This window comes from Sphingomonas sp. S2-65 (assembly GCF_021513175.1).
GTDB lineage: Bacteria > Pseudomonadota > Alphaproteobacteria > Sphingomonadales > Sphingomonadaceae > Sphingomonas.
Genome location: NZ_CP090953.1, coordinates 2,042,501 through 2,067,482 on the forward strand (window position 1 = coordinate 2,042,501; position 24,982 = coordinate 2,067,482).

Consider the following 24,982-nt stretch of genomic DNA (forward strand, 5'->3'; position numbering starts at 1 on the left):
CGCGACGTCGACCGGCGCATCTTCAGGGTGCACGAGACCATTCCGGTGGCCGCCCCCGGGCCGATGACGCTGCTCTTTCCCGAATGGCTGCCCGGCTATCACGCTCCACAGGCACCGATCGAGCTGTTCGCCGGGCTGAAGATCGAGGCGAACGGGCAGGACCTACGCTGGAAGCGGCACCCGGTGAACGTCCATGCCTTTGCCGTCGATGTTCCCGAGGGTGTGGCGGCGCTCGACCTGCATTTCCAGTTTCTGTCCCCGACCGACGCCGCGCAAGGGCGAGTGGTGGTCGGCCCCGATCTGCTGATGCTCCAATGGAACACGGTGATCCTGTATCCTGCCGGCTATTATGCGCGCGGGATCGAAGTGGAAGCCAGTGTGACCCTTCTTGAGGGATGGCAGCTGGCCGGCGCACTGCAAGTCGCCGGAACGGAAGATGGGAAGACCCGCTTCGCGCCGGTGCCGCTGGACGTTCTGGTTGACTCGCCGGTGCTCGCGGGCAGGCACTTCCGCCGCGTCGCGCTGGACGCGCGCGACCAGGTTCATCTGAACATGGCGGCGGACAGTGCCGAGCTACTCGCGGCAACGCCGGAGCAGATCGCCCCGCATCGCGCGCTGATCGAAGAGGCCGACCTGCTGTTCGGTACCAGGCCCTTCGACCGGTACGAGATCCTGTTCGCGCTGAGCGACGAGATCGGCAGCATCGGCGTCGAGCATCATCGATCGTGCGAGGCAGCGACGATCCCGGAATACTTCACGCGGTGGGACGAGCGCTTCTCGCGCCGCGACACGATCGCGCACGAATATATCCATAGCTGGAACGGCAAGCATCGCCGCGGCGCCGATTCGTGGACGCCCAGCTTCGACCGGCCGATCCGCAACAGCCTGATGTGGGTGTATGAGGGGCAGACCCAATATTGGGATCGGGTGCTCTGCGCGCGGTCGGGGCTGTGGACGCGCGACCAGTCGCTGGGCACGCTGGCACTTACCGCCGCCACCCAGGACGTGCGCGCCGGCAGCCGCTGGCGGCCAATGAGCGACACCACGCGCGATCCGATCATCACCGCGCGCGGCGCCCTGCCCTGGGCGAGCTGGCAGCGCAGCGAGGATTATTACGGCGAGGGATCGCTGGTGTGGCTGGACGTCGATACCCGGCTGCGGGAATTGTCGAAGGAGCGCCACTCGCTGGACGACTTCGCGCGTGCGTTCTTCGGCAGCGACAAGGAAGGCGACTGGTCGACCAACACCTATAGCTTCGACGATGTCGTGGCGGCGTTGCAGGACCTCGCCCCGTTCGACTGGAAGGGGTTTTTCCTCGGCAAGCTGGAAGGCAAGCAGGAAAGCGCCCCGCTCGCCGGGCTGGAGCGCGGCGGCTATCAGCTGGTCTACCGCCCCGAGCCGAGTGCCTATTGGGCGAATGTCGAAGCGGTGTCCGGGATCGTCAACCTGACCTTCTCGCTGGGGCTTACCGCCGGCGATGACGGGAAGCTGCAGGACGTGCTGTGGGAGGGTCCCGCGTTTCAGGCGGGGCTGACCAACGGGGCGACGCTGTTGGGCGTGAACGGCCGCGACTATTCGCCCGAGGTGCTCCGACGCGCGGTTACCGATGCGGGCGAGGGCACGGAGCTCCACTTGCGGACCAGAACCGGCAAGCGCGAGCGCGAGGTCGTGATCGAATGCCCGGGCGGGCATCGGTACCCGCATCTGGAGCCTAGGGCCGAGGGATCGCGGCGGCTTGACGTTATCCTTGAGCCCAAACGCAATCGCGGCGCCTGAGCCGAAGCCCAGGCGCCGCAATCACGCAGACCGGTGAGGCAGGCCGATCAGGCAGGATCGACCGGCGCGTCACGATCGCCGCGGCGGCGCACGACCAGCGCGATGGCGACCGCCGAAAGCGCGGTGACCACGGCGGCTTTTTTCGCGAAACCGCGCTTGTTGAACTGAAGCTCCGAGCGGATGCCCATTTCCGCGGGGATGTTGGGCACGCGGGCGTGGGCGAGGTCTTCCACCACGCCTTCGACCACGTTGATCCGGTCGGCGCCCATCAGCAGCAGCCAGTGGATCCAGTTGGACTCGCTCCAGCGGAAGGCGATCCGGCGGATCGCCCCGCTGACGCCCGCAGGCGGCGTCGACGTGCCGACCACGGCGGGCTGCCGGATATGCTCGATCGACTGTAGGATCTCGACATCGGGCTGCTGCACCACCGGCCGGTTCCACGCCTTCGAAAGCCCATGGTCGGCGGTCTGGTCGCGAATGGGATAGGTCGGATCGTTGTCGGGATCGGCGTCGACCGCCCATCCCGTTATGGTCGAGGTATCCACGAGCCGAGGACTCTCGGTCTTGACGGGAAGGTTCATGGTCCGCTCCTGCTCAACCGCCATTGGGCACCAGCACCGGCTTGATGCAGCCGTCCAGCTTGGCGGCGAAGATGTGATAGGCGTCCGCCACGTCGGCGAGCGGCACCTTGTGCGTGATCATCGCCTTGGGATTGATGTGCCCGAGGCGGACATGCTCGATAAGCCTGGGCAGCAGCCGCTTGACCGACGCCTGGTTGGCGCGGATCGTCAGCCCCTTGTTCACGACATTGCCGATCGGGACGATGTTGCCGGTGGGACCGTATACCCCGACGATCGAGACGATCCCGCCCTTCTTCACGCCGTTGATCGCCCAATGCAGCGCGATCGCATTGCCGGCTTCGAGCTTGAGCTTGACGCCTAACAGGGTCTGCAGGAAATTGCCCTTCGCATCGCCGCCGACGGCGTCGATCACCACGTCGGCGCCAAGGCCATCGGTGGTCTTTTTGAGGAAGACCACGACATCGTCGACTTCCTTGAAGTTGTAGACTTCGGCCGGGCCGAAGGTGCGCGCGAACTCGAGGCGATAATCGATGTGATCGAACACGATCACGCGTCCGGCACCGAACAGCCAGGCGGCGCGTGCGGCCATCAGGCCGACGGGACCGGCGCCGAACACTACGACCGTGTCGCCCTTCTGGATGCCGCCCATCTCCGCGGCCTGATAGCCGGTCGGTACCACGTCGGTGAGCAGCACCGCATCATCGGGGTCCATCCAGTCGGGGATGACCGTCGGGCCGACATCGGCATAGGGCACGCGGACATATTCGGCCTGGCCGCCGTCATAGCCGCCGGCGGTGTGCGAATAGCCGTATATGCCGCCGACCGCCGTCGCCTGCGCGTTGGACTCGTGGCAATTGCCGAACAGCCCCTGCTTGCAGAAATGGCATTTGCCGCAGGCGATGTTGAACGGGACGAGGACATGGTCGCCGACCTTGAGGTTCTGAACCTCCGGCCCGACCTGTTCGACGATCCCGCAAAACTCATGGCCAAAGGTCATGCCGACGCGCGTGTCGGGAACCATGCCGTGATACAGATGCAGATCTGACCCGCAGATGCACGAGCGCGTGACTCGGACGATGGCATCCTCTGGGTGCAATATCCGGGGCATCGGTTTTTCAGAAAGGCGGACGCGATACGGTCCACGGTAATCCATTGCCAGCATGCGGGCTCCTCCGTACACGCCGAACCCAGCTGATCCGCCGTAGTTCCAATGGCTTGGCCCGAAAGATGCCGGCTTTGATATGGGTTAGGCGGAAAGCTTCCAGTGGAGAGCGGCCGCTAGAGGCGGAGCTATCCGCAGAGACCGAATCAGGAGGCCGCTACGCCAGCTTGACGGCGCTGTGCTCGCGAGCCGAGCGATAGATCGCCTCGATCAGCCGCAGATCACGCAGGCCCTCCTCTCCCGAAACGATCGGCTCGCGACCGTTCATCGCGCACTCGGCAAGGTGATCGAGCTGCCCGACGAACTGGTTCTTGGGCAAAGCCGGCACGGTGCGGGGTTCGGTCTTGCCGTTCGCGCGCACCCACATCTGATGGCCCTCATAGGAAGTGGCTGGCTCCATCCCCACCCAGCCCTTGTCCCCGGTCACCCGATAGGCGTTGTGGTTCGAGGTGTAGCGCGAGACACAGTTCGCGATCAGCCCGGAGGGGAAGCGCATCTGCCAGTCGATGCGGTCCTCCACCGTGCGGAAGCGCGGATCGCTTCGGTCGGTATATTCCATCGCGCTGACTTCGACCGGCTCCTCGCCCGCGAGGTAGCGCGCCGCGTTGAGGCTGTAGATGCCGATGTCCATCATCGAGCCGCCGCCCGACATCGGCTTGTCGAGCCGCCATTGGTTGGGCTGGGCGTTGAAGCCATGCTCGGCGGTGATCAGCGTCGGTTTTCCGACGAAGCCGGTCCGGACCAGTTCGATGGCGTGACGGTTATGCGCCTCGAACCGCGAGCGATAGCCGATCATCAGCTTGCGGTCGGCCTTGCGCGCGGCCGCGATCATCGCCTCGCACTCGGCGGCGGAAACCGCCATCGGCTTTTCGCAGAGCACATGCTTGCCGGCCCGGCTGGCGCGGATCGAATATTCCGCATGCATCGAGTTGGGCAGGATCACATAGACCAGATCGATGTCGGGATTGTCGCGGATGCGGTCATAGTCCGCATAGCTGTAGCGGTGGGTCTTCGGGATGCCGTATTCGCTGCCATAGCGCTCCAGCTTCTCGGGCGTGCCGCTGACCAGCGCGGCGAGCCGGGCGAACTCGCAATCCTTGATTCGAGGCATGATCTGGCGCGTGGCGTAGCTGCCCAGGCCCACGATCGCATAGCCGAGCTTGCGGCGGGGCTGGTCCGCGGCGCAGGCGGCCGAGGGCAGGACGGCGGTGGCGAGGGAGCCGAGGCCCATGAGGCGAACCATTTCGCGGCGGCTAAAGGCGTTCGAGTCCATCGGGCGCTCCCTTGATCCTGTGCGTGGAATTAGCGGCTAGGCGACTTGCTCCTGCCGCAGCACGGGCATGGTACCGTGCAGCGCGGCTTCCAGCTGTTCCGGGCTGAATGGCTTTTCGAGAATGGCGACCGAATCGCTGGCGGGCAGATTGTCGGTATCGGCATAGCCGGTGATGATCAGCGCGGGGATCGCCGGGCAGACGGCGCGGAGCTGGCGGACCAGCTCGGTGCCCGAAGTGCGCGGCATCGCATAATCGGTGATCAGCAGGTCGAACGCATGCGGATCGCGCCGCGCGAGCTCCACCGCCGAGCCCGCATCGGCGGTGTGCGTGACGCGGTGTCCGAGATCCTCGAGCAGGGCAGCGGTGGTCGTGCGCACCGCATCGTGATCATCGACCAGCAGGATGGTAAGCGAGCGCGGCGGCGCCCCGATGAACTCGGCCAGCATCGGCGTGGCATCGTTCGCCTGGTTCGCCGCACCTTCAGGAAGCCATATCTCGACGCAGGTACCCCGTCCGACTTCGCTGTCGACGCGGACCGCCCCGCCCGATTGCTGGGCGAAGCCATAGACCATGCTGAGCCCGAGCCCGGTGCCCTTGCCCACCGCCTTGGTGGTGAAGAAGGGTTCGAGCACCTGGTCGAGCATATGCTGTTCGATGCCGCAGCCGGTGTCCTGCACCGACAACACGACATAGCGCCCCGGCGCGAGGTCGAGGCCGGCCTGGGCGGGCGAATGGATCTCGGCATTGCGGGCCGAGACGGTGATGGTGCCGCCGTCGGGCATGGCATCGCGGGCGTTGATGACGAGGTTCATCAGCGCGAGTTCGAGCTGCGCGGAGTCCGCGAAGACCGGCGACACATCGGGTTCCAGCGCCCAGCGCAACTCGACCAGGCCCCCCAGAGTGTGGGCGAGCAGATCGGTGACCGATGCCGACAGGTTGTCGATCCCGATCACCGCGGGCGCGAGTTTCTGACGGCGGGCAAAGGCCAGGAGGTGCCGCACCAGCCCGGCGCCCTGTTCCGCGGCGTGCCGCGTCATGCCGACGATCTTGCGCTGGTCCTCGCTCAGCGCCACGCGCCGCTCGATCATGCCCAGGCCGCCGAGCACGGCGGCGAGCAGATTGTTGAAATCATGCGCGATGCCGCCGGTCAGTTGGCCAATCGCGTCCATCTTGCGCGCCTGAGTCAGCTGGATCTCCAGCTCCTTGCGCTCGGTGACGTCGAGCAGGGTGCCGGCATATTCCACTGGATTGCCCGAGCCGTCGCGCAGCAGCACGGCCTGATCCAGGAAGTATTTGTAGTGCCCATCTGCGCACTGCCAGCGATATTCGACCGACAGCGAACGGCCGAACGGCCGGCCGGCCATGGCATCGATCACGCGCGCGCGGTCGTCGGGATGCAGGCGGTCGACCCACATCGCGGGCGTTCGGCCCAGATCGCCAAAGTCGAAACCGGTAACCGCCGAGAAATTGCCGCTCACGAACTTGGGCATGCGCGGCGAGGCATGCACGTCTTCGAGATACAAGATGATCGGCAGCGATTCGATGATCGCTTCCTGCTGCTGCCGGGCGCGGCGCAATTCCTGCTCGGCGCGAAGCCGCTCGGCGTTAGCGCGCAGATTGGCGTCGAGCAGCGCCTGCTCGTGCCGGGCCTTGCGCTGGATCTCCTTGGTCATGGTGAACAAGTCGACGAACACCGCGACCTTCGAGCGCAGGATCGTGGGGTCGACCGGCTTGAAGACATAATCGACCGCGCCCATCGCATAGCCGCGGATCAGGTGCTGGTCTTCCTTGTTCACCGCCGAGAGGAAGACGATCGGCACGCGCTTGGTCTGTTCGCGCGAGCGGATGATCTGGGCCGTCTCGTAGCCGTCCATGCCGGGCATATAGACGTCGAGCAGGATGACGGCGAACTCGCCCTTGAGCAGCTGGCGCAGCGCCTCCTCGCCCGAATTCGCCACCACCACTTCGGCGACTTCCTCGAGCACCGTCGAGATGGCGAGCAGGTTGCGTTCGTCATCATCGACCAGCAGCACGCGTGCCGGCGGCAGCGCCGCCTGGGGCGGTGGCATCGCCAGCGGCGCGGCGGCCGCGTGCGGCGCGGGCGGAAGCGTTGTACGCATCGTCACTTCAGTTCGGCTCGGCCACGATCATGTCGACCGTCTGCGCCGCTTCGCGCGAACGGGCAATCCATACCCGCAGCAGCGCCAGCATAAGATCGATGTCGACCGGCTTGGCGATATAGTCCGAAGCGCCCGCATCCAGGCACTTCTGACGGTCGCCCTTCATCGCCTTGGCGGTGACCGCCACGAGCGGGAGATCGGCCAGCCCCGGGCGCTGCCGGATCTGCTGCATCGTCTCATACCCGTCCATTTCCGGCATCATGATGTCGATCAGGGCGATGTCGATCCCCGGCGTCTGTTCGAGGATCAGGATGCCGTCGCGGCCGCGCTCGGCATGGGAGACCTCGACGCCGTAACTCTCCAGCACGCTGGTGAGCGAATAGATGTTCCGGATGTCGTCGTCGACGATCAGGATCTTGGCGCCGGCGAGCTCGGGCACCGAATGGGCGACCGAGTGCAGTGCCTCCGCCTGCTCGGGCACCAGCTGCACGAGCTTGGGCGTGGTGCGGACATGGTCGGCAAGCGCTCCGAACACCGCGGCGAGCGCGTCCTGATCGGCCGGCTTCTCGACCACTCCGAAAGCGCCGAGGTCGAGCGCCTTGGTCACCTTGTCCGCGCCCGAGATGACATGGACCGGCACGTGCCGGGTCTGAGGGTCGTGCTTGAGCAAGTCGAGCAGGACGAAGCCGTCGATATCGGACAGCCCGAGATCCAGGGTGATCGCATCGGGCTGGAGCTTGCGCACCATCGCCAGCGTGCCGGCGCCGGCGGTGGAGACGATGCCTTTCAGCCCGGCTGCGCGCGCGATGTCGAGGAGGATCGAGGCGAAGGTGGGATCATCCTCGACGATCAGCACGAAGGGATCGCCCTGAAGATTGTCGCGATCGTCGGAGAGTTCGAACCCGCTGGGAAGCGCGGTGGGGACCATCGCGCCGCTATTGTCGTAGCGCGCGGTCGTGCCGGGCAGGCCGTTGCCGACGGGGGCCACCGCCTGGAGCGGCACGAACAAGGTGAAGGTCGAGCCCTCTCCGGGGTTGGAGCGGACCTGGAGCTCGCCGCCGAGCAGGCGCGCGATCTCACGGCTGATCGACAGGCCCAGCCCGGTGCCGCCATATTTGCGGCTGGTGGTGCCATCGGCCTGCTGGAACGCCTCGAAGATAAGCTTCTGCTTGTTTTCCGGGATGCCGATGCCGGTGTCGGTGACTGCGATGGCGATCGCCTGATCGGCGTTGCGCAACACCGGATGGTTGGTGCTCCAGCCGCTGGCGACGCTGCGGACCTGGAGGGTGACCGATCCCTGGGCAGTGAACTTGAAGGCGTTGGACAGCAGGTTGAGGACGACCTGCTGGAGCCGCTTCTCGTCGGTGCGCACCGTTCCAGGCAGGTTCGCGTCGAACTGGACGTTGAAGTCGAGATTCTTGTCGGCCGCCAACTGGCGGAAGGTCCGCTCCATGTGCTGCTTGAGGCTGGCCATCGGCATCTCGCCGAGTTCGATCGACACGGTGCCGGACTCGATCTTCGACAGATCGAGAATGTCGTTGATGAGGTTGAGCAGATCGGAGCCGGCGCCATTGATGGTGCGGGCGAACTCGACCTGCTTCTCGTTGAGATTGCCCTGCGGATTGTCCGAAAGCAGCTTCGACAGGATCAGCAGCGAATTGAGCGGGGTGCGCAGCTCGTGGCTCATATTGGCCAGGAACTCCGACTTGTACTTGGAGGTGAGCGCGAGCTGCTCGGCCTTTTCCTCCAGCGCACGGCGGGCCATTTCGATTTCGAGATTCTTGGCCTCGACCTGGCGCTTCTCGTTTTCGAGCAGCTGCGCCTTTTCCTGCAGCTCCTCATTGGTGTTATGGAGCTCTTCCTGCTTGGTGGTGAGCTCGGTCTGGCGCGCCTGGAGCTCCTGGGTAAGCAGCTGCGACTGCTTGAGCAGCCCCTCGGTGCGCATCGTCGCAGCGATCGTGTTGAGCACGATGCCGACCGATTCCATCAGCTGATCGAGGAAACTCTGATGGGTTTCGTTGAAGTCGTTGAACGAGGCGAGCTCGATCACCGCCTTCACTTCGTCCTCGAACAAGGCCGGCAGGATGGTGACGTTGGCTGGCGCGGAATGGCCGAGGCCCGAGCCGATGCGGAGGAAGTCGCCGGGTACGTTCTCGAGCAGGATCGGGCGCTTGTCGGCGGCCGCTTGGCCGACCAGGCCTTCGCGTAGCGCGAACCTGGTCTTGAGCTGGTCCCTGCTCTCGGCGCCGTAGCTGGCGGCGAGCTGGAGCGTGGTTTCGTCGCCGTCGCGGGCGGTGACGTAGAACACGCCGTATTGCGCGTTCACCAGCGGCGCGAGTTCGGACATGATGAGGTTGGAGACGGTCGACAGATCGCGCTCGCCCTGGAGCATGCGTGAGAAGCGGGCGAGGTTGGTCTTGAGCCAGTCCTGTTCCGCATTCTTCAAGGTCTGATCCTTGAGGTTGCGGATCATCTCGTTGATGTTGTCTTTCAGCGCGGCCATCTCGCCCGAGGCTTCCACCGCGATCGAGCGGGTGAGATCACCCTTGGTCACCGCAGTCGCCACGTCGGCAATCGAGCGAACCTGATTGGTGAGATTCGCCGCAAGCTGATTGACGTTATCGGTGAGATCGCGCCACAGGCCGGCGGCGCCCGGCACCCGCGCCTGGCCACCCAGCCGGCCCTCGATACCCACTTCGCGGGCCATGTTGGTCACCTGGTCACCAAAGGTCGAGAGCGTGTCGATCATGAAGTTGATCGTCTCGGCCAGTGCGGCGATCTCGCCCTTCGCGTCCACGGTCAGCTTGCGCTTGAGGTTACCCTGCGCCACCGCGGTCACCACGTCGGCGATGCCGCGCACCTGGTTGGTCAGGTTGGTGGCCATCAGATTGACGTTGTCGGTCAGATCCTTCCACGTGCCGCCGACGCCGGGCACCTGCGCCTGGCCGCCGAGCTTGCCCTCGGTACCCACTTCGCGGGCCACGCGGGTCACTTCCGAGGCGAAGCCGTTGAGCTGATCCACCATCGTGTTGATGGTGTTCTTCAGCTCCAGGATTTCGCCCTTCACGTCGACGGTGATCTTCTTGGAGAGATCCCCCTTCGCCACGGCAGTCGTCACTTCGGCGATGTTGCGGACCTGACCGGTGAGGTTCGCCGCCATCAAATTCACATTGTCGGTGAGATCGGCCCAGGTGCCGGCGACGCCGCGCACCTGGGCCTGGCCCCCGAGCTTGCCCTCGGTACCCACTTCGCGGGCCACGCGGGTCACTTCGGAGGCAAAGCCGTTGAGCTGGTCCACCATGGTGTTAATGGTGTTCTTCAGCTCGAGGATCTCGCCCTTCACGTCGACGGTGATCTTCTTGGAAAGATCGCCCTTGGCCACGGCGGTGGTCACTTCGGCGATGTTGCGGACCTGGCCGGTGAGGTTCGCGGCCATCGCGTTCACATTGTCGGTGAGATCCTTCCAGGTGCCGCCGACGCCGGGCACTTGCGCCTGACCGCCGAGCTTGCCGTCCGAACCGACTTCGCGGGCCACGCGCGTCACTTCCGAAGCGAAGCCGTTGAGCTGATCGACCATCGTGTTGATGGTGTTCTTCAGCTCTAGGATCTCGCCCTTCACGTCCACTGTGATCTTCTTGGACAAGTCGCCGCGCGCCACCGCGGTGGTCACTTCGGCGATGTTGCGGACCTGGCCGGTGAGGTTGCCGGCCATCAGGTTGACGTTGTCGGTCAGATCCTTCCAGGTGCCGGCGACACCCTCGACCTGCGCCTGGCCGCCGAGCTTACCCTCGGAGCCCACTTCGCGGGCCACGCGGGTCACTTCCGAGGCGAAGCCGTTCAACTGGTCGACCATGACGTTGATGGTGTTCTTCAGCTCCAGGATCTCGCCGCGCACTTCCACGGTGATCTTCTTGGACAAGTCGCCCTTGGCCACCGCGGTCGTCACGTCGGCGATGTTGCGGACCTGGCCAGTGAGGTTCGCGGCCATCAGGTTGACGTTGTCGGTCAGATCCTTCCACGTGCCCGCAACCCCGGGCACCTGCGCCTGGCCGCCGAGCTTGCCTTCGGTGCCGACTTCGCGGGCCACGCGGGTCACTTCCGAGGCGAAGCCGTTCAGCTGGTCGACCATCACGTTGATGGTGTTCTTCAGCTCCAGGATCTCGCCCTTCACGTCCACCGTGATCTTCTTGGACAAGTCGCCCGAGGCGACGGCGGTCGTCACTTCGGCGATGTTACGGACCTGACCGGTGAGATTGTCGGCCATCAGGTTGACGTTGTCGGTGAGATCCTTCCAGGTGCCGGCGACACCGGGCACCTGCGCCTGGCCGCCGAGCTTGCCCTCGGTACCCACTTCGCGGGCCACACGCGTCACTTCCGAGGCGAAGCCGTTGAGCTGATCGACCATCACGTTGATCGTGTTCTTCAGCTCCAGGATTTCGCCCTTCACGTCGACGGTGATCTTCTTCGACAGATCGCCCGATGCCACGGCGGTCGTCACTTCGGCAATGTTGCGGACCTGGCCGGTGAGGTTGTCGGCCATCAGGTTGACGTTGTCGGTCAGATCCTTCCAGGTACCGGCGACACCTTCCACGCGCGCCTGGCCGCCCAATTTGCCTTCGGTGCCCACTTCGCGGGCCACACGCGTCACTTCCGACGCGAAGGAATTGAGCTGGTCGACCATGACGTTGATGGTGTTCTTGAGCTCGAGAATCTCGCCCTTTACTTCGACGGTGATCTTCTTCGACAAGTCGCCCGAGGCAACGGCGGTGGTCACTTCGGCGATGTTGCGGACCTGGCCGGTAAGGTTGGTCGCCATCGCGTTGACGTTGTCGGTCAGATCCTTCCAGGTGCCGGCGACGCCCTTCACGGTCGCCTGGCCGCCGAGCTTGCCTTCGGTGCCCACTTCGCGCGCCACGCGCGTCACTTCCGACGCGAAGGAAGCCAGCTGCTCGACCATGGTGTTCACCACCTTGCCGATGCGCAGGAATTCGCCGCGCAGCGGACGCCCGTCGATCTCGACCGTCATCGACTGGGACAGGTCGCCCTTGGCCACCGCGCCGATCACGCGGCTGACTTCGGCGGTCGGCTGGACCATGTCGTCGATCAGCTCGTTCACCGCGCGCAGCTTGGTTTCCCAGCCACCGGTAGCGCCGCGGACGTGGCCGCGCTGGGTGATCTTGCCTTCCTTGCCGACCACACGCGACAGCCGGTCGAACTCGTCGGTCATGTCGCCTTCGAGCGTAACGACCTCGTTGAAGAGGGCTGCGATCTCGCCGTCCACCCCCGGCAGGTCTTCGGGCAAACGCACCGAGAAGTCGCCGCGGCGCAAGCTGCGAAGTGCAGAAACGAGTTGCCGGCGGTCAAGGGCATCGCGGGACGGTTCGACGTTCACAAGTCACTCTCCTGGCGCCTTGGTTCGATCGAAGGCGGTATCGGGGCCCCTTGGCCGGGGCGCGATATAGCAGGGGCTTGAATTCAGGGGAAGAGAACGGCGCCTGCGTCCGCAGGAGGTTGCAGCCGGGGATCAAGGCGTTAGGACGCTGACGAACGGGGGAGATCGTGGTGGGAGACGTCCCGAGGCATGCCGGCCAAGCAAGAAGTTTCCAGTTTCATCCGCTCGACCTTCCGTTCGGTATGGTCGCTGGAACTGCTCTGCTTTCTGAGGGAGCATCCCGAGCGAGCCTGGCGCTGCGCCGAGTTGGTGGTCGCGATGCGCAGTAGCGATCTGGTGGTGTCGCAAAGCGCCGAGGCGCTGATCGCGGCCGGGCTGCTGGTTCGCGACGCGCCCGATGCGATCCGCTATCAGCCCGTCGGCGAGCAAGTCGACCAGCTCGCCGGTGCTGCGGCCGAACTATATGCGCAGCGGCCCGACGCGGTGCGCCGCATGATCGTTTCCGCTGGCGCCTCCTCGGTGAGCCAGTTCGCCGACGCGTTCAAGCTGCGGAGAGATTGAGCATGGCGGCAATCTTCCCTGCGGTGGTTTATCTGCTCTGCTTCGCCACCAGCCTGTTGTGCGCGGTGCTGCTCGGCCGGAGCTATCGGCGCAGCGGCGCGCGGCTGTTGTTGTGGAGCACGGCGTGCTTCGCACTGCTGGCGGTCAACAACCTGTTCGTGATCATCGACATGCTGCTGATCGCATGGATCGACTTCCGGATCGTGCGCCTGCTGCTGTCGCTGTCGGCGGTGTCGGTGCTGTTGTTCGGCTTCATCTGGGACCTGGAGGACGACGCGTAATGCTGGTCGACATCCTTGCGGGGATGGTGACGGCGGGATTTGCCGTCGCCGCGCTGTTCTTCCTGCGCTTCTGGCGCGACACGCGCGACACGCTGTTCCTGTATTTCGCGGCGGCATTCCTGCTGCTGGGCATCAGCCAGCTGATCCTGGCGCTGGGATCGATCCCGGACGAACATCGCGCCTGGGTGTATCTGGTGCGGCTGGCCGCGTTCCTGCTGATCCTGGGCGGTATCCTGCGGAAGAACCGGCGCTACTAGCTTATCGCGAGTCGGTTGCACGGATACGCCGAGTTCGCGGAACGTTTGCGTGGTCATCCTGGGAAAGGGCGATCATGCAATTTTCGATCAATGGTGAAACCTACGCGATCGAGGAGCTGGACGTGCGCACGTCGCTGCTCGACCTGCTGCGCGAGCACCTGGGGCTGACCGGCAGCAAGAAGGGCTGCGACCATGGCCAGTGCGGCGCGTGCACGGTGCTGGTCGACGGGCGGCGGATCAACAGCTGCCTGACGCTGGCGGTGATGCACGAGGGCGACGAGATCACCACGATCGAGGGGCTGGGCACGCCCGAGGCGCTGCATCCGCTACAGGCGGCGTTCGTCAAGCATGACGGATATCAGTGCGGCTATTGCACGCCGGGGCAGATCTGTTCGGCGGTGGGCATGCTCGACGAAGCGCGGCGCGGCTGGGCGAGCAACGTCAGCGAGGACGTGGCCAGCGCTCCCCAACTGGACGATGCCGAGATCCGCGAGCGGATGAGCGGGAATATTTGCCGGTGTTCGGCCTATCCCAACATCGTCGACGCGATCCGCGAAGTGGCGCAGGCATGAAGACGTTCGAGTATAGCCGCGCGGAGTCCGCCCAGGATGCCGTCGCCAGTGCCGCGGCCCAAGGCGCGCGGTTCATTGCGGGGGGCACCAACCTGCTCGACCTGATGAAGCTGCAGGTGATGACGCCGGAGAAGCTGGTGGACATCAGCCGGTTGCCGCTGGATCAAGTGGAGCCTCTGGTTGACGGTGGCGTGCGGATCGGCGCGTTGGTGCCCAATTCGGACCTGGCGGCCAACCCCTTGATTCGAGAGCGTTATTCCGTCCTGGCCAAGGCATTGCTGGCCGGAGCGTCGGGGCAGCTGCGCAACAAGGCGTCGACCGGCGGCAACCTGCTCCAGCGCACCCGCTGCTATTATTTCTACGACAATTCAATGGGTTGCAACAAGCGCGCGCCCGGCACGGGCTGTTCCGCGCGGCAAGGATTCAATCGCATTCTGGCGGTTCTGGGCACGTCGGAACACTGTATCGCGACGCATCCGTCCGACATGGCCGTCGCAATGCGCGCCCTGGACGCGACGATCCACACGCTGCGCGCCGACGGTTCGGAGCGCGCGATCCCGATCGGCGACTTCTACCGGCTGCCGGGCGACACCCCGCATATCGAGAATGTGCTGGAGCAAGGCGAACTGATCACCGCGATCCAGCTGCCCCCGCCCCCGCCCGGTGTGCAGATCTACCGCAAGGTGCGCGACCGGGCGTCCTACGCCTTCGCGCTGGTGTCGGTCGCGGCGGTGATCGACGTGGCGGACGGGCGCATCGCATCGGCGTCGCTGGCGTTCGGCGGGCTGGCGCACCTGCCGTGGCGCGACGCGCAGGTGGAGGCGGCGCTGGTCGGGCAGGCGCCCTCCCCCGCCACTTTCGACGCCGCCGCCGACGCGCTGCTGCAAGGCGCGCGTGGCCACGGCCATAACGACTTCAAGATCCCGCTGGCGCGGCGCACGCTCGCCGCGGTGCTGCACCAGGCGGTGGAGATGCACGCATGACCGATACCGTCAGCCTGACGATGGACACGCCGGTCGAGCACAGCCTGCTCGACCTGGACGCACAGGCAGTGATCGGCCGGCCGCTGGACCGCGTCGACGGCCCGCTCAAGGTCGCGGGGCGCGCGACCTATGCCGCGGAATACCAGGTCGACAATGTCGCGCACGGCTTCCTGATCGGCGCGAAGTTCGGGCGCGGCCGCGTGACTCGGATCGATGCCGCCGCTGCCCGGGCGATGCCGGGCGTGATCGACATCTTCTGGGACTTCGACCATTTCATCCGCAATTCGCAGCAGGGCGGGCAGAAGTCCACGCCGGTGCAGGGCGTGCGCGAAGTGCAATATCATGGCGAGCCGATCGCCATCGTCGTCGCCGAGACGTTCGAGCAGGCGCGCGACGCCGCGCACGCGGTGCAGGTCGAATGGATCGAGGAACCCGGGCTGTTCGATTTCGACGGCCGCCTGGACGCGGCGGTGACGCCGCCCGACGGCGTGATGGAAGCGCATAGCTGCAAGGGCGACATCGACGCGGCGATGGCAGGCGCGGCGGTGAGCGTCGACCATGTCTGGACGACGCCGAGCCAGAACAGCGCGGCGATGGAGATGCACGCCTCGATCGCGAGCTGGGACGCGGAGGGCAATCTGACGCTTTACGGCGCGTACCAGATGCCGGCATCCGACCGGCAGCAGCTCGCCGATGCGCTGTCGCTGGCGCCCGAAAAGGTGCGGATCATCGCGCGCTATGTCGGCGGCGGCTTCGGGTCGAAGCTGGGCATCGCCCCGGAATCGGTGGCGTCGGCGCTGGCGGCCAAGGTCGTCGGACGGCCGGTGAAGACAGTGATGAGCCGCCAGCAGGTGTTCGACGCCACGGTGCGCCGGTCGAATACCCGCCAGCGTATCCGGCTGGGGGCGACGGCGGAGGGCAAGCTGCTCGCGATCGGCCACGAGACGATCGGCAGCAATCTGCCCGAAGAGGATTTCTTCGAGCCCGCCGGCATCGCCACTCAGTTCCTGTATGCCGGCGACGCGCGGCGGATCACCCACGACAATGTGCCGATGAACCGGCTGCTGTCGGGATCGATGCGCGCGCCGGGCGAGGCCGCGGGGATGCTGGCGCTGGAATGCGCGATGGACGAGCTGGCTGAGGCGCTGGACATGGATCCGGTGGCGCTGCGGAAACTCAACGAGCCCGCGGCCGACCCGCAAAAGGATCAGCCTTTCTCTTCGCGGCGGCTGGTGGAATGCTATGACGATGCCGCGGCGAAGTTCGGCTGGGAACAGCGCAACCGCACGCCGGGCGGGCTGCGTCAGGGCGAGTGGCTGGTCGGGCACGGCATGGCGGCGTCGGCACGCTCGAACAAGCTGCAGCCGTCCCAGGCGCGGGTGGCGATCGAAGCCGATGGGCGCGTGGTGGTCGAGACCGACATGACCGATATCGGCACCGGCACCTATACCATCCTGGCGCAGATCGCCGGCGAGCTGCTAGGGCAGCCGCTTGACCAGGTCGAAGTGAAGCTGGGGGACAACCGGTATCCGCCCGGTGCGGGGTCGGGGGGATCCTGGGGCGCGGGGAGCAGCGGCACGTCGGTCTATGTCGCGTGCCAGTCGCTGCGCGAACGCATCGCGGAGAAGCTGGGCGTCGCGCCCGACGGCGTGACGTTCAAGGACGGGCAGGTCATCGCCGACAATCGCGCCACGCCGCTGGGCGACATCGCGGCGGGGATGGAGACGATCGGTGCGGTCGAGCCGGGCAAGATGGACGAGGACGTCACCCAGGCATCGTACGGCGCGCATTTCTGCGAAGTGCACGTCAACGTCCACACCGGCGAGACGCGGGTGAAGCGCTGGGTCTCGACCTTCGCCGCCGGACGCATCCTCAACGAAAAGACCGCGCGATCGCAATGCATCGGCGGGATCGTGTTCGGGATCGGCGCGGCGCTGACCGAGGAAGCGGTGCACGACTGGCGCAACGGCAAGGTCGTCAACCGCGATCTCGCCGAATATCATGTCCCCGCGCATGCCGATGTGCCGCCGATCGACGTCACCTTCCTGCCCGAGCGCGACGTGCATGCGAACCCGCTCCAGGCCAAGGGGATCGGCGAGCTGGGGATTTCGGGTGCGGGCGCGGCGGTGGTGAACGCGATCTACAACGCGACCGGCGTGCGGGTGCGGGATTATCCGGTGACTTTGGACAAGCTGTTGGCGGGGTTGCCGGTGGTTTGAGGGGTGGGGTGTTCTACGCTCCCTAGCGCGGGAGGGACCGCAAGCTTTATTAGTCCTCCCCCGGAGGGGGAGGTGGCACGCGCAAGCGTGACGGAGGGGTGTCGCGCTGTCGAGAGCGGGATACCCCTCCACCACGCCCTGCGGGCGCGGTCCCCCTCCCCCTCCGGGGGAGGATCTTCGGTTAGTTGTTGAAGCTCCCGTCCTCCCGGCCTTGAGCCGGGATCCCGCTTCTTCTGGCGGGTCGAAGGTAGCGGGACCCCGGCTCAAGGCCGGGGTGACAAAGGAAAGGACGGGCCTTCGCCGGGAACTGGTTGGGTTGAGGGCCTAGCAGGGCTCCTGGAGGACGCGGTTCTCGATTCTCCCCCGGAGGGGGAGGGGGACCGCCAGCGCTAGCTGGTGGTGGAGGGGTATTCGCCGCACGCGGTTCGCCCGTGGAGCCCCCCCTCCACCAGCTTCGCTGGTCCCCCTCCCCGTGCCGGGGAGGATTTTTTACGTCATCCCGGCCTTGAGCTGGGATCTCGCTTCTTCTGGCGGTGACAGTAGCGGGACCCCGGCTCGAGGCCGGGGTGACGATGCGTATGGGGCCACTCCCTTTCGGCAACCTTGCCGGCGTTCGCCGCGTTGGCCCTTGAGACGTAGGTGATGCTGGGAGTTCCGATGGCCAATTTCATGTTCGCCACCGGCATCGAGAACAGCATCCCGACGGTCAACCAGGGCCGCACCCGCATCGACCAGATGGAACTGTGCCACCATTATGACCGGTGGCGCGAGGATTTCGACCTGGTCGAGGAGATGGGGATCCAGTATCTCCGCTTCGGGCCGCCGCTGCACCGCACGTTCCTGGGGCCCGAGCGCTATGACTGGGAGTTTGCCGACCGCGCGCTGAACGACCTGCGCGCGCGCGACATCACTCCGATCGTCGACCTTTGCCATTTCGGCGTGCCGGACTGGATCGGCAATTTCCAGAACCCGGACTTTCCGGAACTGTTCGCGCGCTATGCCGCCGCGTTCGCCGCGCGCTATCACTGGGTCCAGCTCTACACCCCGGTCAACGAGATGTTCATCTGCGCGACCTTTTCGGCGCAATATGGCTGGTGGAACGAGCAGCTGACGGGCGACTGCCATTTCGTCACGGCGCTCAAGCACATCGTGAAGGCCAATGTGCTGGCGATGGAAGCGATCCTGAAGCGTCGGCCCGACGCGATCTTCATCCAGAGCGAGAGTTCGGAATATTTCCATGCGGACAGCCCCGCGGCGATCGGCCCGGCCGAAGTGATGAACGCCAAGCGCTTCCTGAGCCTGGACCTGAACTATGGCCGGCGGGTCGATAGCGAGATGTACGAGTATCTGATGGACTGCGGGATGACGCGGGAGGAATATCACTTCTTCCTGGGCCGCAAGCTCAAGCAGCACTGCATCCTGGGCACCGATTATTACTGGACCAACGAGCACCGCGTGCACGCCGATGGATCGACCAAGGCGTCCGGCGAGGTGTTCGGATATTCCGAGATCACCCGGCAATATTATGGCCGCTACGGCCTGCCGGTGATGCATACCGAAACCAATCTGCACCAGGGCCCGAATGGCGACGAGGCGGTGAACTGGCTGTGGAAGGAATGGGCCAATGTCCTGCGGCTGCGCAATGTCGGCATCCCGACGGTGGGCTTCACCTGGTATTCGCTGACCGACCAGGTGGACTGGGACACCGCGCTGCGCGAGCAGAACGGGACGGTGAATCCGCTGGGGCTGTTCGACCTGGACCGCAAGATCCGTCCGGTGGGCAAGGCGTTCAAGCAGCTGATCCAGGACTGGCGCGACGTGCTGCCGGCGCAGAGCGTGTGCCTGGTGGTGCCGGTGGTGCCGCCGTCGCATGCCGGGCGCGAGGATGCGCTGGAGCAGGAAGCGCGGGCGGTGGCGATGTTGAAGCGGCCGCCGACCGAAGTGGGGGACAATTCGGGGCGGTGAGCGGTTCTTCCATGTCGGCCTGGCCTTGAGCCGTCCCGCTGCCTTGGGTTGGCAGAAGAAGCGGGATCCCGGCTCGAGGCCGGGATGACGAAGGGTTGAATCGCTGGTGGAGAGCCCCCTCCACCATGCTGCGCATGGTCCCCCTCCCCGTGCCGGGGAGGATTGTTCAGGCGGCGTTGCGGTGTTCGGTTACGTGCCGGCTCGCTCGGGTTTGCGCGAATTGGTCGAGTGCGCGGGTGAAGGACGGCATGACCATGCCGCGTTCGCTTGCCAGCGCGGCGTTGGCCGGGCGCTTGGCCTTCCAGCCCAGCGCTTCGCCCGGGACCGCGTCGACCAGGCTGGGATCGAGGCCGGTCGCTTCGGCGACGCGCACCGCGAACTCGGCCCAGCTGAGCGCTTGGTCGTTGGCGAGGTGCCAGATGCCGTCGGCGCCGTCGATCAGCAGGTCGAGCACCGCGTTGCAGAGATGCGGTACATAAGTGGGGGTGACGATCGAATCCGACGCTGCGGCGAAGCGCTGGCCGCGGCCGAGGGTCTCGACGACATGCACCGGGAAGTTGTGCGGATCGTGCGGCGAGAAGAACGCGGCGGTGCGGACCATCAAATGTTTGCCGGGCAGCGCGGCGATGCGGGCCTCGGCCTGCGCCTTGCTGCGGCCATAGACGCCCAGCGGCGCGGGCGCGTCGGCTTCGACATAAGCGCGGCCGGCGGCGCCGTCGAACACCAGGTCGCTGGAGAAGCCGACCGTGGGGATGCCGCGCCGGGCACAGGCTTCGGCCAGGCGAACGGCGCCGTCGGCATTGGCGGCCATGCAGGCGGCGGGATCGTCCTCGGCGTCGTCGACGCGGACCCAGCCGGCGGCGTTGATCACCGCCCAGGGCTTGGTGCGGTCGAGCGCGGCATCGATGCTCGCCGGGTCGGCCAGGTCGAGCTCGGTGCGGCTGGTGAGGACGTGGACGATGTCGCGGTGCGCGGCATAGCGGGCGAACGCCTGGCCGAGCGTGCCGGTGGCGCCGGCGATCAGCACCGGCGGCGAGTTGCCGAGGTCGGTCCATTTGGGGGACAGCAGATGCTCGCGCATCGGCGCCGGGCGGCGGGTTATCGGATGTTCGATGCGGATGTTGCGGCGCCACCAGCCCTGGCCGGCCATCACCGGATGCTTCGGCGCGTCGGAGCCCAGCCCCTTGAGCAGCGGGACCATCGCGGTTTCGCGCAGGCTGCCGGCGCTGACGTCCCACACGCCGGGTTCGTAGACGCCGGGGCGCGTGAGCAAGGTGTTCCAGCCGCAGCTGCCGAACAGCGCCCAGCTGGTCACAGCGCGCAGATCGACACCCTCGGCGCGCAGGCGGTGCGCCGCGTCCCAGGCGTCCGCCATCCAGCGCATCTGCTCCTCGCGGGTACAGCCATTATGCGCTTCGGTGATGGCGATCGGGATGTTGTAGCGCTCCCAGGTCTCGCGCAGCACGCCGATGAAGCCGGGCGGCGGGGGCGTGAGGACGCGGATCGCCTCGGTATCGGCGAATTGCTGGCGGCCATTGCCGCCGCGGGTGTGCGCGGGATAGCGCTGGACGCGGTGATCGAGGAAGCGGTCGCTGGTGAGGTAATGGTTCACGCCGATGACGTCGGGCGGGCACGGCGTGTCGGCGATGGCGCGCAGCCGATCCTCAAACCCCAGCCCGCACAGCCGCTTCCACAAATCGTGCGCGGGGGTGACGCGGCCGCACAGCAGGTCCCAGCTCATCCAGCGGCGGGCATTGTCATAGGCGGCCTGCTGGCGCACCGCGGTGGTGGAAAAGGTGCGGCCGAGATCGTCGGTCTGGATCAGCTGGGCGTGGGGGATCACCGCGCGGATCGCCTGCATCGACAGGCGCACCGCGTCGATCTGGTTGAGCAGCACGTGCCAGAAGGACCGCTCGTTCTGAGTGTGCGGATACCAATGGCCGTAGAGCGCGGAGAAGCGGGCGGTGGTCACCGGTTCGTTGACCGGGGTCCATTCGGTGATCCAGGGATAGCGCTCGGCGACGGCGCGGGCGTGCCTGGCGAGGCCCGGGGCGAAGCTGTCCGAGAGCATGTCGGTGTAGCGCGGGCCGCTGCCATGGTGGCACAAGCCGGCGATCGGGCGGATGCCGAGGGTGCGCAGGCGGGCGAGGCGGCGGTCGCTCCAGCGCCAGTCGTGCTGGTCGGGATCGTCGGGCGAGATCCGCTCCCACAGCACCGGATAGCGGACCGCGGCGAGGCCGAGATCGGCCATGCGGTCGAGATCGTCCTCGCGGTCATGGTGGCCGCTGAGCACCGACTGGTCTTGGAAGTGGTCGCCGATGCGGTTCACGGTGCACTCCGGACCGCCCCAGAGTTCTAGATGATCCACGCGCTCGCTCCCCTTGGTGCCAGGCTGCACTGCGGTTCCACGACCGACAACGGTGCGCCGTGCGAATCGTTGCACTTGCGATCGAGTCCCGCGAAGAACTTCGCCCTAAATAAACCTACATCAACTCAAGGAGTTGTAGTCCTGCGCAATCGGAACTTTCGCAGGAACTCTCCGTTCTTCTTGTTCATTCATCAGCAAGGTTCCCATTTATGCAGCCATCGAGCCTGCCTGCCGTTCCTTCTCTCAGCGCTACGAAGGGACCCGGCACGTCCGGCACGACGCTGATCTGCTTCAGCCATTTGCGGTGGGACTTCGTGTTTCAGCGCCCGCAGCACCTGATGACGCGCTTCGCCCGCGACAGCCGGGTGGTGTTCTGGGAAGAGCCGCGGACCGACGTGGCCGGCGCCACGCAGCCGCGGCTTGCCACGCGGGTGTGCGCGCAGAGCGGCGTGGTGGTCGCCATTCCCGAATTCCCGGTCGGCTTCGACCGCGCGAACGAGACCGAGACGCTGAAGGACCTGCTCGACGCCTTCATGGGGCGCGAGGAAGGGCCGCTGGTCCGCTGGTACTACACCCCGATGATGCTGCCTTTCTCCGAGCATCTCGCCGCCGAGTGCGTGGTCTATGACTGCATGGACGAGCTGGCGAACTTCAAGGGCGCGCCGCCCGAGCTGCTGCCGCTCGAGACCCGGCTGCTGCAACAGGCCGACCTGGTGTTCACCGGCGGCTACAGCCTGTACGAGGCCAAGCGCGACCGGCACCCGAACATCCACCCCTTCCCCTCCAGCGTCGAAGTCGCGCATTTCGCCAAGGCGCGCAGCGAGGGCGTCGATCCCGCCGACCAGCGCGCGCTGCCGCGGCCGCGCTTCGGCTTCTATGGCGTGGTGGACGAGCGGATGGACCTCCCGCTGCTCGCGGCATTGGCCGACGCGCGCCCCGAATACTCGATCGTCGTAGTCGGGCCGGTGGTGAAGATCGCGCCCGAGGACCTGCCGCAGCGGCCGAACCTCCATTACCCCGGCGGCAAGAGCTATGCCGAGCTGCCCGACTATCTGCGCGGCTGGGACGTGGCGCTGATGCCGTTCGCGATCAACGAGGCGACGCGCTTCATCAGCCCGACCAAGACCCCCGAATATCTCGCCGCCGGCAAGACGGTGGTGTCGACGCCGATCACCGACGTGATCCGCCATTATGGCGACATCGACGCGGTGAAGATCGCCGGATCGCCCGAGGAATTCATCGCGGCGTGCGACGCGGCGCTGGAACTGTCGCGCACCGAGGGCGCGTGGCGGACCCAGGTCGACGAGACGCTGGCCCAGATCTCGTGGGACAATACCGCGCAGGGCATGTGGGAGCTTATCGACGGTACGCTTATCAAGGCCGAGCATGTCCAGCCGATCGTGTCGCCGACGCGCTACCCGGCCGAGCATGCCAAGCATTATGACGTGATGGTCGTCGGCGCGGGCTTTGCCGGCGCAGTGATGGCCGAGCGGCTGGCGTCGCAATCCAACCTGAAGGTGCTGGTGGTCGACCGGCGCCCGCATATCGCCGGCAACGCGTTCGATCACCTGGATGCCGCGGGCGTGCTGATGCACCAATATGGCCCGCACATCTTCCACACCAATTCGCAGGAAATCGTCGACTATCTGTCGCAGTTCACCGACTGGCGGCCCTACGAGCACCGCGTGCTGGCGCAGGTCGACGGGCAGCTGGTGCCGATCCCGATCAACCGGACGACGCTGAACAAGCTGTACGACCTGGACCTCAAGACCGACGAGGAAGCCGCGGCGTACCTCGCCTCCCGCGCGGAACCGGTGGCGGAGATCAAGACCTCGGCCGATGTCGTCGTCTCGGCGGTGGGCCAGGAACTCTATGAGAAGTTCTTCCGCGGCTATACCCGCAAGCAATGGGGCATGGACCCGTCGGAGCTCGACAAGGCAGTGACCGCGCGCGTGCCGACCCGGACCAACACCGACGACCGCTATTTCAACGACAGCTTCCAGGCGATGCCGCTGGAGGGCTATACCAAGATGTTCGAGCGGATGCTCGACCATCCCAATATCGACCTGTTGCTGGGTGTCGACTATACGCAGGTGCGCGAGGCCTATACCCATGATCACCTGGTCTTCACCGGGCCGATCGACGAGTATTTCGGCTTCCGCTATGGCAAGCTGCCCTACCGCTCGCTGAAGTTCGAGCACCAGACGATCGACCAGGAGTGGTTCCAGGACGTCGCGGTGGTGAATTATCCCAACGAAAAGGTGCCGTACACGCGGATCACCGAATACAAGTATCTGACCGGGCAGACCTCGCCCAAGACGAGCATCACCTACGAATATCCGGCGGCGGAGGGTGACCCCTATTACCCGATCCCGCGCGAGGAGAACCAGGCGCTGTTCAAGCGCTACGAGGCGCTGGCGCTGGCGCAGAGCGATGTGACCTTCGTCGGGCGGCTGGCGACGTATCGCTATTACAACATGGACCAAGTGGTCGGGCAGGCGCTGGCGACCTACCGCAAGCAGTTCGCGGCGAAGCAGCCGGCGGCGAAGACGGTCGCGGCTTCGGCAGCGGCGACGGTGGCAAGCAGCTCGATCGCGGCGGAGTAAGCACCCCCCGGGGCACGGGAGGGGGACCATGCGTCAGCATGGTGGAGGGGGACCGCCACGGGCGGGGCCGCTTGTGGTGAGCCCCCTCCACCCCTCGCTGCGGGAGCGGCCTCCCTCCCCGTTCCAGGGAGAATTTGATTCAGAGTTCCGGCAGCGCCCAGTCGATGGGTTTTTGGCCGTGGCTTTCCAGAAAGGCGTTGGCCTTCGAAAAATGCCTGGAGCCGAAGAAGCCGGTGTGCGCCGATAGCGGCGAGGGGTGTGGAGCCTTGAGCACCAGGTGGCGGCCGCCGCGGTCGGTGGAGTCGACGAACGCCGCCTTTTTCTGCGCGTAGCTGCCCCAAAGCATGAACACGACGGGTTCGGGCCGGGCGTTGACCAGGCGGATCACGGCGTCGGTGAAGCGCTCCCAGCCGCGGCCCTGGTGCGCGGCGGCGCGGGCCATTTCGACGGTGAGGACGGCGTTGAGCAGGAGCACGCCCTGTTGCGCCCAATGTTCGAGGAAGCCGTGGCGCGCGCGGGGGATGCCGAGGTCGCTTTCCAGCTCCTTGTAGATGTTGACCAGGCTGGGCGGGGTACGCGTGCCGGGCTGTACCGAGAAGCACAGCCCGTGCGCCTGGCCTTCGCCGTGATAGGGGTCCTGGCCGAGGATCACGACGCGGACCTGCTCCAGGGGCGTCAGGTCTAGCGCGCGGAACCAGTCGGAGCCCGGCGGGAAGATGCGCTTGCCTGCGGCTTTCTCGGCCAGGAGGAATTCGCGCAGCGCGGCCATGTACGGGCTGGCGAATTCGTCGCGCAGCGGGTCGAGCCAGCTTGGGTGCAGTTTAACCTCGGCCATGGCGGCGCTGTTCCGCAACCCGGGGCGGGC

General features: G+C 66.1%; 16 protein-coding genes (1 of these 16 only partly in view). 9 read left to right on the forward strand and 7 right to left on the reverse strand.

The genetic code is table 11. The features are described 5' to 3' along the window. Window positions 1-1,776, forward strand: partial view of a M61 family metallopeptidase gene (locus LZ586_RS09650; RefSeq protein WP_235076085.1) — the 3' portion only. It extends 96 nt beyond the left edge of the window; only the last 1,776 of its 1,872 coding nucleotides appear in the window; its start codon lies beyond the left edge, outside the window; its stop codon occupies window positions 1,774-1,776. A gap of 47 nt (window positions 1,777-1,823) precedes the next feature. Here the strand turns inward: LZ586_RS09650 and LZ586_RS09655 are convergent, their stop codons facing one another. The 5 genes from LZ586_RS09655 to LZ586_RS09675 form a co-directional block, all read right to left on the reverse strand. After that, entirely contained in the window at window positions 1,824-2,357 is a 534-nt protein-coding gene (locus LZ586_RS09655; protein ID WP_235076086.1) for a hypothetical protein, read from the reverse strand. A 13-nt stretch (window positions 2,358-2,370) separates the two neighbouring features. Then, the gene (locus tag LZ586_RS09660) at window positions 2,371-3,519 is read right to left on the reverse strand and encodes a zinc-dependent alcohol dehydrogenase (RefSeq protein ID WP_235076087.1); all 1,149 of its coding nucleotides are present in this window, start codon (window positions 3,517-3,519) and stop codon (window positions 2,371-2,373) included. Window positions 3,520-3,676: 157 nt separating this feature from the next. Continuing rightward, window positions 3,677-4,792, reverse strand: a complete 1,116-nt coding sequence (locus LZ586_RS09665; protein WP_235076088.1) for a Gfo/Idh/MocA family protein — start codon at window positions 4,790-4,792, stop codon at window positions 3,677-3,679. Window positions 4,793-4,828: 36 nt separating this feature from the next. Then, window positions 4,829-6,913, reverse strand: a complete 2,085-nt coding sequence (locus LZ586_RS09670) for a response regulator (RefSeq protein WP_235076089.1) — start codon at window positions 6,911-6,913, stop codon at window positions 4,829-4,831. Between the two features lie 7 nt (window positions 6,914-6,920). Then, the gene (locus LZ586_RS09675; protein ID WP_235076090.1) at window positions 6,921-12,221 is read right to left on the reverse strand and encodes a HAMP domain-containing protein; all 5,301 of its coding nucleotides are present in this window, start codon (window positions 12,219-12,221) and stop codon (window positions 6,921-6,923) included. Window positions 12,222-12,494: 273 nt separating this feature from the next. Between LZ586_RS09675 and LZ586_RS09680 the strand changes: the two genes are divergently transcribed. From LZ586_RS09680 to LZ586_RS09710, 7 genes are all read left to right on the forward strand, one after another. Continuing rightward, a complete protein-coding gene (locus LZ586_RS09680; RefSeq protein ID WP_235076091.1) occupies window positions 12,495-12,866 on the forward strand; it encodes a hypothetical protein in 372 nt (123 codons plus the stop codon). Window positions 12,867-12,868: 2 nt separating this feature from the next. Further along, complete coding sequence (locus LZ586_RS09685) at window positions 12,869-13,147, forward strand: DUF5985 family protein (protein WP_235076092.1); 279 nt, start codon at window positions 12,869-12,871, stop codon at window positions 13,145-13,147. After that, entirely contained in the window at window positions 13,147-13,404 is a 258-nt protein-coding gene (locus tag LZ586_RS09690; RefSeq protein WP_235076093.1) for a DUF5985 family protein, read from the forward strand. Before LZ586_RS09685 ends, LZ586_RS09690 begins: the two co-directional genes overlap by 1 nt. A 74-nt stretch (window positions 13,405-13,478) precedes the next feature. After that, window positions 13,479-13,976, forward strand: a complete 498-nt coding sequence (locus LZ586_RS09695) for a 2Fe-2S iron-sulfur cluster-binding protein (protein ID WP_235076094.1) — start codon at window positions 13,479-13,481, stop codon at window positions 13,974-13,976. Beyond that, window positions 13,973-14,959, forward strand: coding sequence for an FAD binding domain-containing protein (locus LZ586_RS09700; RefSeq protein WP_235076095.1), 987 nt, complete (start codon window positions 13,973-13,975; stop codon window positions 14,957-14,959). The genes LZ586_RS09695 and LZ586_RS09700 overlap by 4 nt, the downstream gene beginning before the upstream one ends. Next, window positions 14,956-17,178 carry a xanthine dehydrogenase family protein molybdopterin-binding subunit gene (locus LZ586_RS09705; RefSeq protein WP_235076096.1) on the forward strand — a complete coding sequence of 741 codons (2,223 nt, stop codon included), beginning with the start codon at window positions 14,956-14,958 and terminating at the stop codon, window positions 17,176-17,178. The genes LZ586_RS09700 and LZ586_RS09705 overlap by 4 nt, the downstream gene beginning before the upstream one ends. 657 nt (window positions 17,179-17,835) lie before the next feature. Further along, window positions 17,836-19,143, forward strand: a complete 1,308-nt coding sequence (locus LZ586_RS09710; RefSeq protein ID WP_235076097.1) for a family 1 glycosylhydrolase — start codon at window positions 17,836-17,838, stop codon at window positions 19,141-19,143. 166 nt (window positions 19,144-19,309) lie between these two features. Here LZ586_RS09710 and LZ586_RS09715 read toward each other — a convergent pair whose 3' ends face one another. After that, on the reverse strand, window positions 19,310-21,511 hold the full coding sequence (locus LZ586_RS09715) for a family 1 glycosylhydrolase (protein WP_235076098.1): 2,202 nt from the start codon (window positions 21,509-21,511) through the stop codon (window positions 19,310-19,312). Window positions 21,512-21,720: 209 nt separating this feature from the next. Here LZ586_RS09715 and glf point away from each other — a divergent pair, with 209 nt between their 5' ends. Further along, complete coding sequence (gene glf / locus LZ586_RS09720) at window positions 21,721-24,117, forward strand: UDP-galactopyranose mutase (RefSeq protein ID WP_235076099.1); 2,397 nt, start codon at window positions 21,721-21,723, stop codon at window positions 24,115-24,117. Between the two features lie 139 nt (window positions 24,118-24,256). Here the strand turns inward: glf and ung are convergent, their stop codons facing one another. Continuing rightward, window positions 24,257-24,952, reverse strand: coding sequence for a uracil-DNA glycosylase (ung, locus tag LZ586_RS09725; RefSeq protein WP_235076100.1), 696 nt, complete (start codon window positions 24,950-24,952; stop codon window positions 24,257-24,259). Window positions 24,953-24,982: the final 30 nt, after the last annotated feature.

What these genes read in the sequence shown, in the direction of transcription:
- LZ586_RS09705 (WP_235076096.1), top strand. Translation starts at nt 14,956, where the DNA reads ATGACCGATACCGTCAGCCTGACGATGGACACGCCGGTCGAGCACAGC.
- LZ586_RS09685 (WP_235076092.1), top strand. Translation starts at nt 12,869, where the DNA reads ATGGCGGCAATCTTCCCTGCGGTGGTTTATCTGCTCTGCTTCGCCACC.
- LZ586_RS09665 (WP_235076088.1), bottom strand. Translation starts at nt 4,792, where the DNA reads ATGGACTCGAACGCCTTTAGCCGCCGCGAAATGGTTCGCCTCATGGGC.
- LZ586_RS09655 (WP_235076086.1), bottom strand. Translation starts at nt 2,357, where the DNA reads ATGAACCTTCCCGTCAAGACCGAGAGTCCTCGGCTCGTGGATACCTCG.
- LZ586_RS09710 (WP_235076097.1), top strand. Translation starts at nt 17,836, where the DNA reads ATGGCCAATTTCATGTTCGCCACCGGCATCGAGAACAGCATCCCGACG.
- LZ586_RS09660 (WP_235076087.1), bottom strand. Translation starts at nt 3,519, where the DNA reads ATGCTGGCAATGGATTACCGTGGACCGTATCGCGTCCGCCTTTCTGAA.
- LZ586_RS09690 (WP_235076093.1), top strand. Translation starts at nt 13,147, where the DNA reads ATGCTGGTCGACATCCTTGCGGGGATGGTGACGGCGGGATTTGCCGTC.
- LZ586_RS09695 (WP_235076094.1), top strand. Translation starts at nt 13,479, where the DNA reads ATGCAATTTTCGATCAATGGTGAAACCTACGCGATCGAGGAGCTGGAC.
- LZ586_RS09680 (WP_235076091.1), top strand. Translation starts at nt 12,495, where the DNA reads ATGCCGGCCAAGCAAGAAGTTTCCAGTTTCATCCGCTCGACCTTCCGT.
- LZ586_RS09670 (WP_235076089.1), bottom strand. Translation starts at nt 6,913, where the DNA reads ATGCGTACAACGCTTCCGCCCGCGCCGCACGCGGCCGCCGCGCCGCTG.
- LZ586_RS09700 (WP_235076095.1), top strand. Translation starts at nt 13,973, where the DNA reads ATGAAGACGTTCGAGTATAGCCGCGCGGAGTCCGCCCAGGATGCCGTC.
- glf (WP_235076099.1), top strand. Translation starts at nt 21,721, where the DNA reads ATGCAGCCATCGAGCCTGCCTGCCGTTCCTTCTCTCAGCGCTACGAAG.
- ung (WP_235076100.1), bottom strand. Translation starts at nt 24,952, where the DNA reads ATGGCCGAGGTTAAACTGCACCCAAGCTGGCTCGACCCGCTGCGCGAC.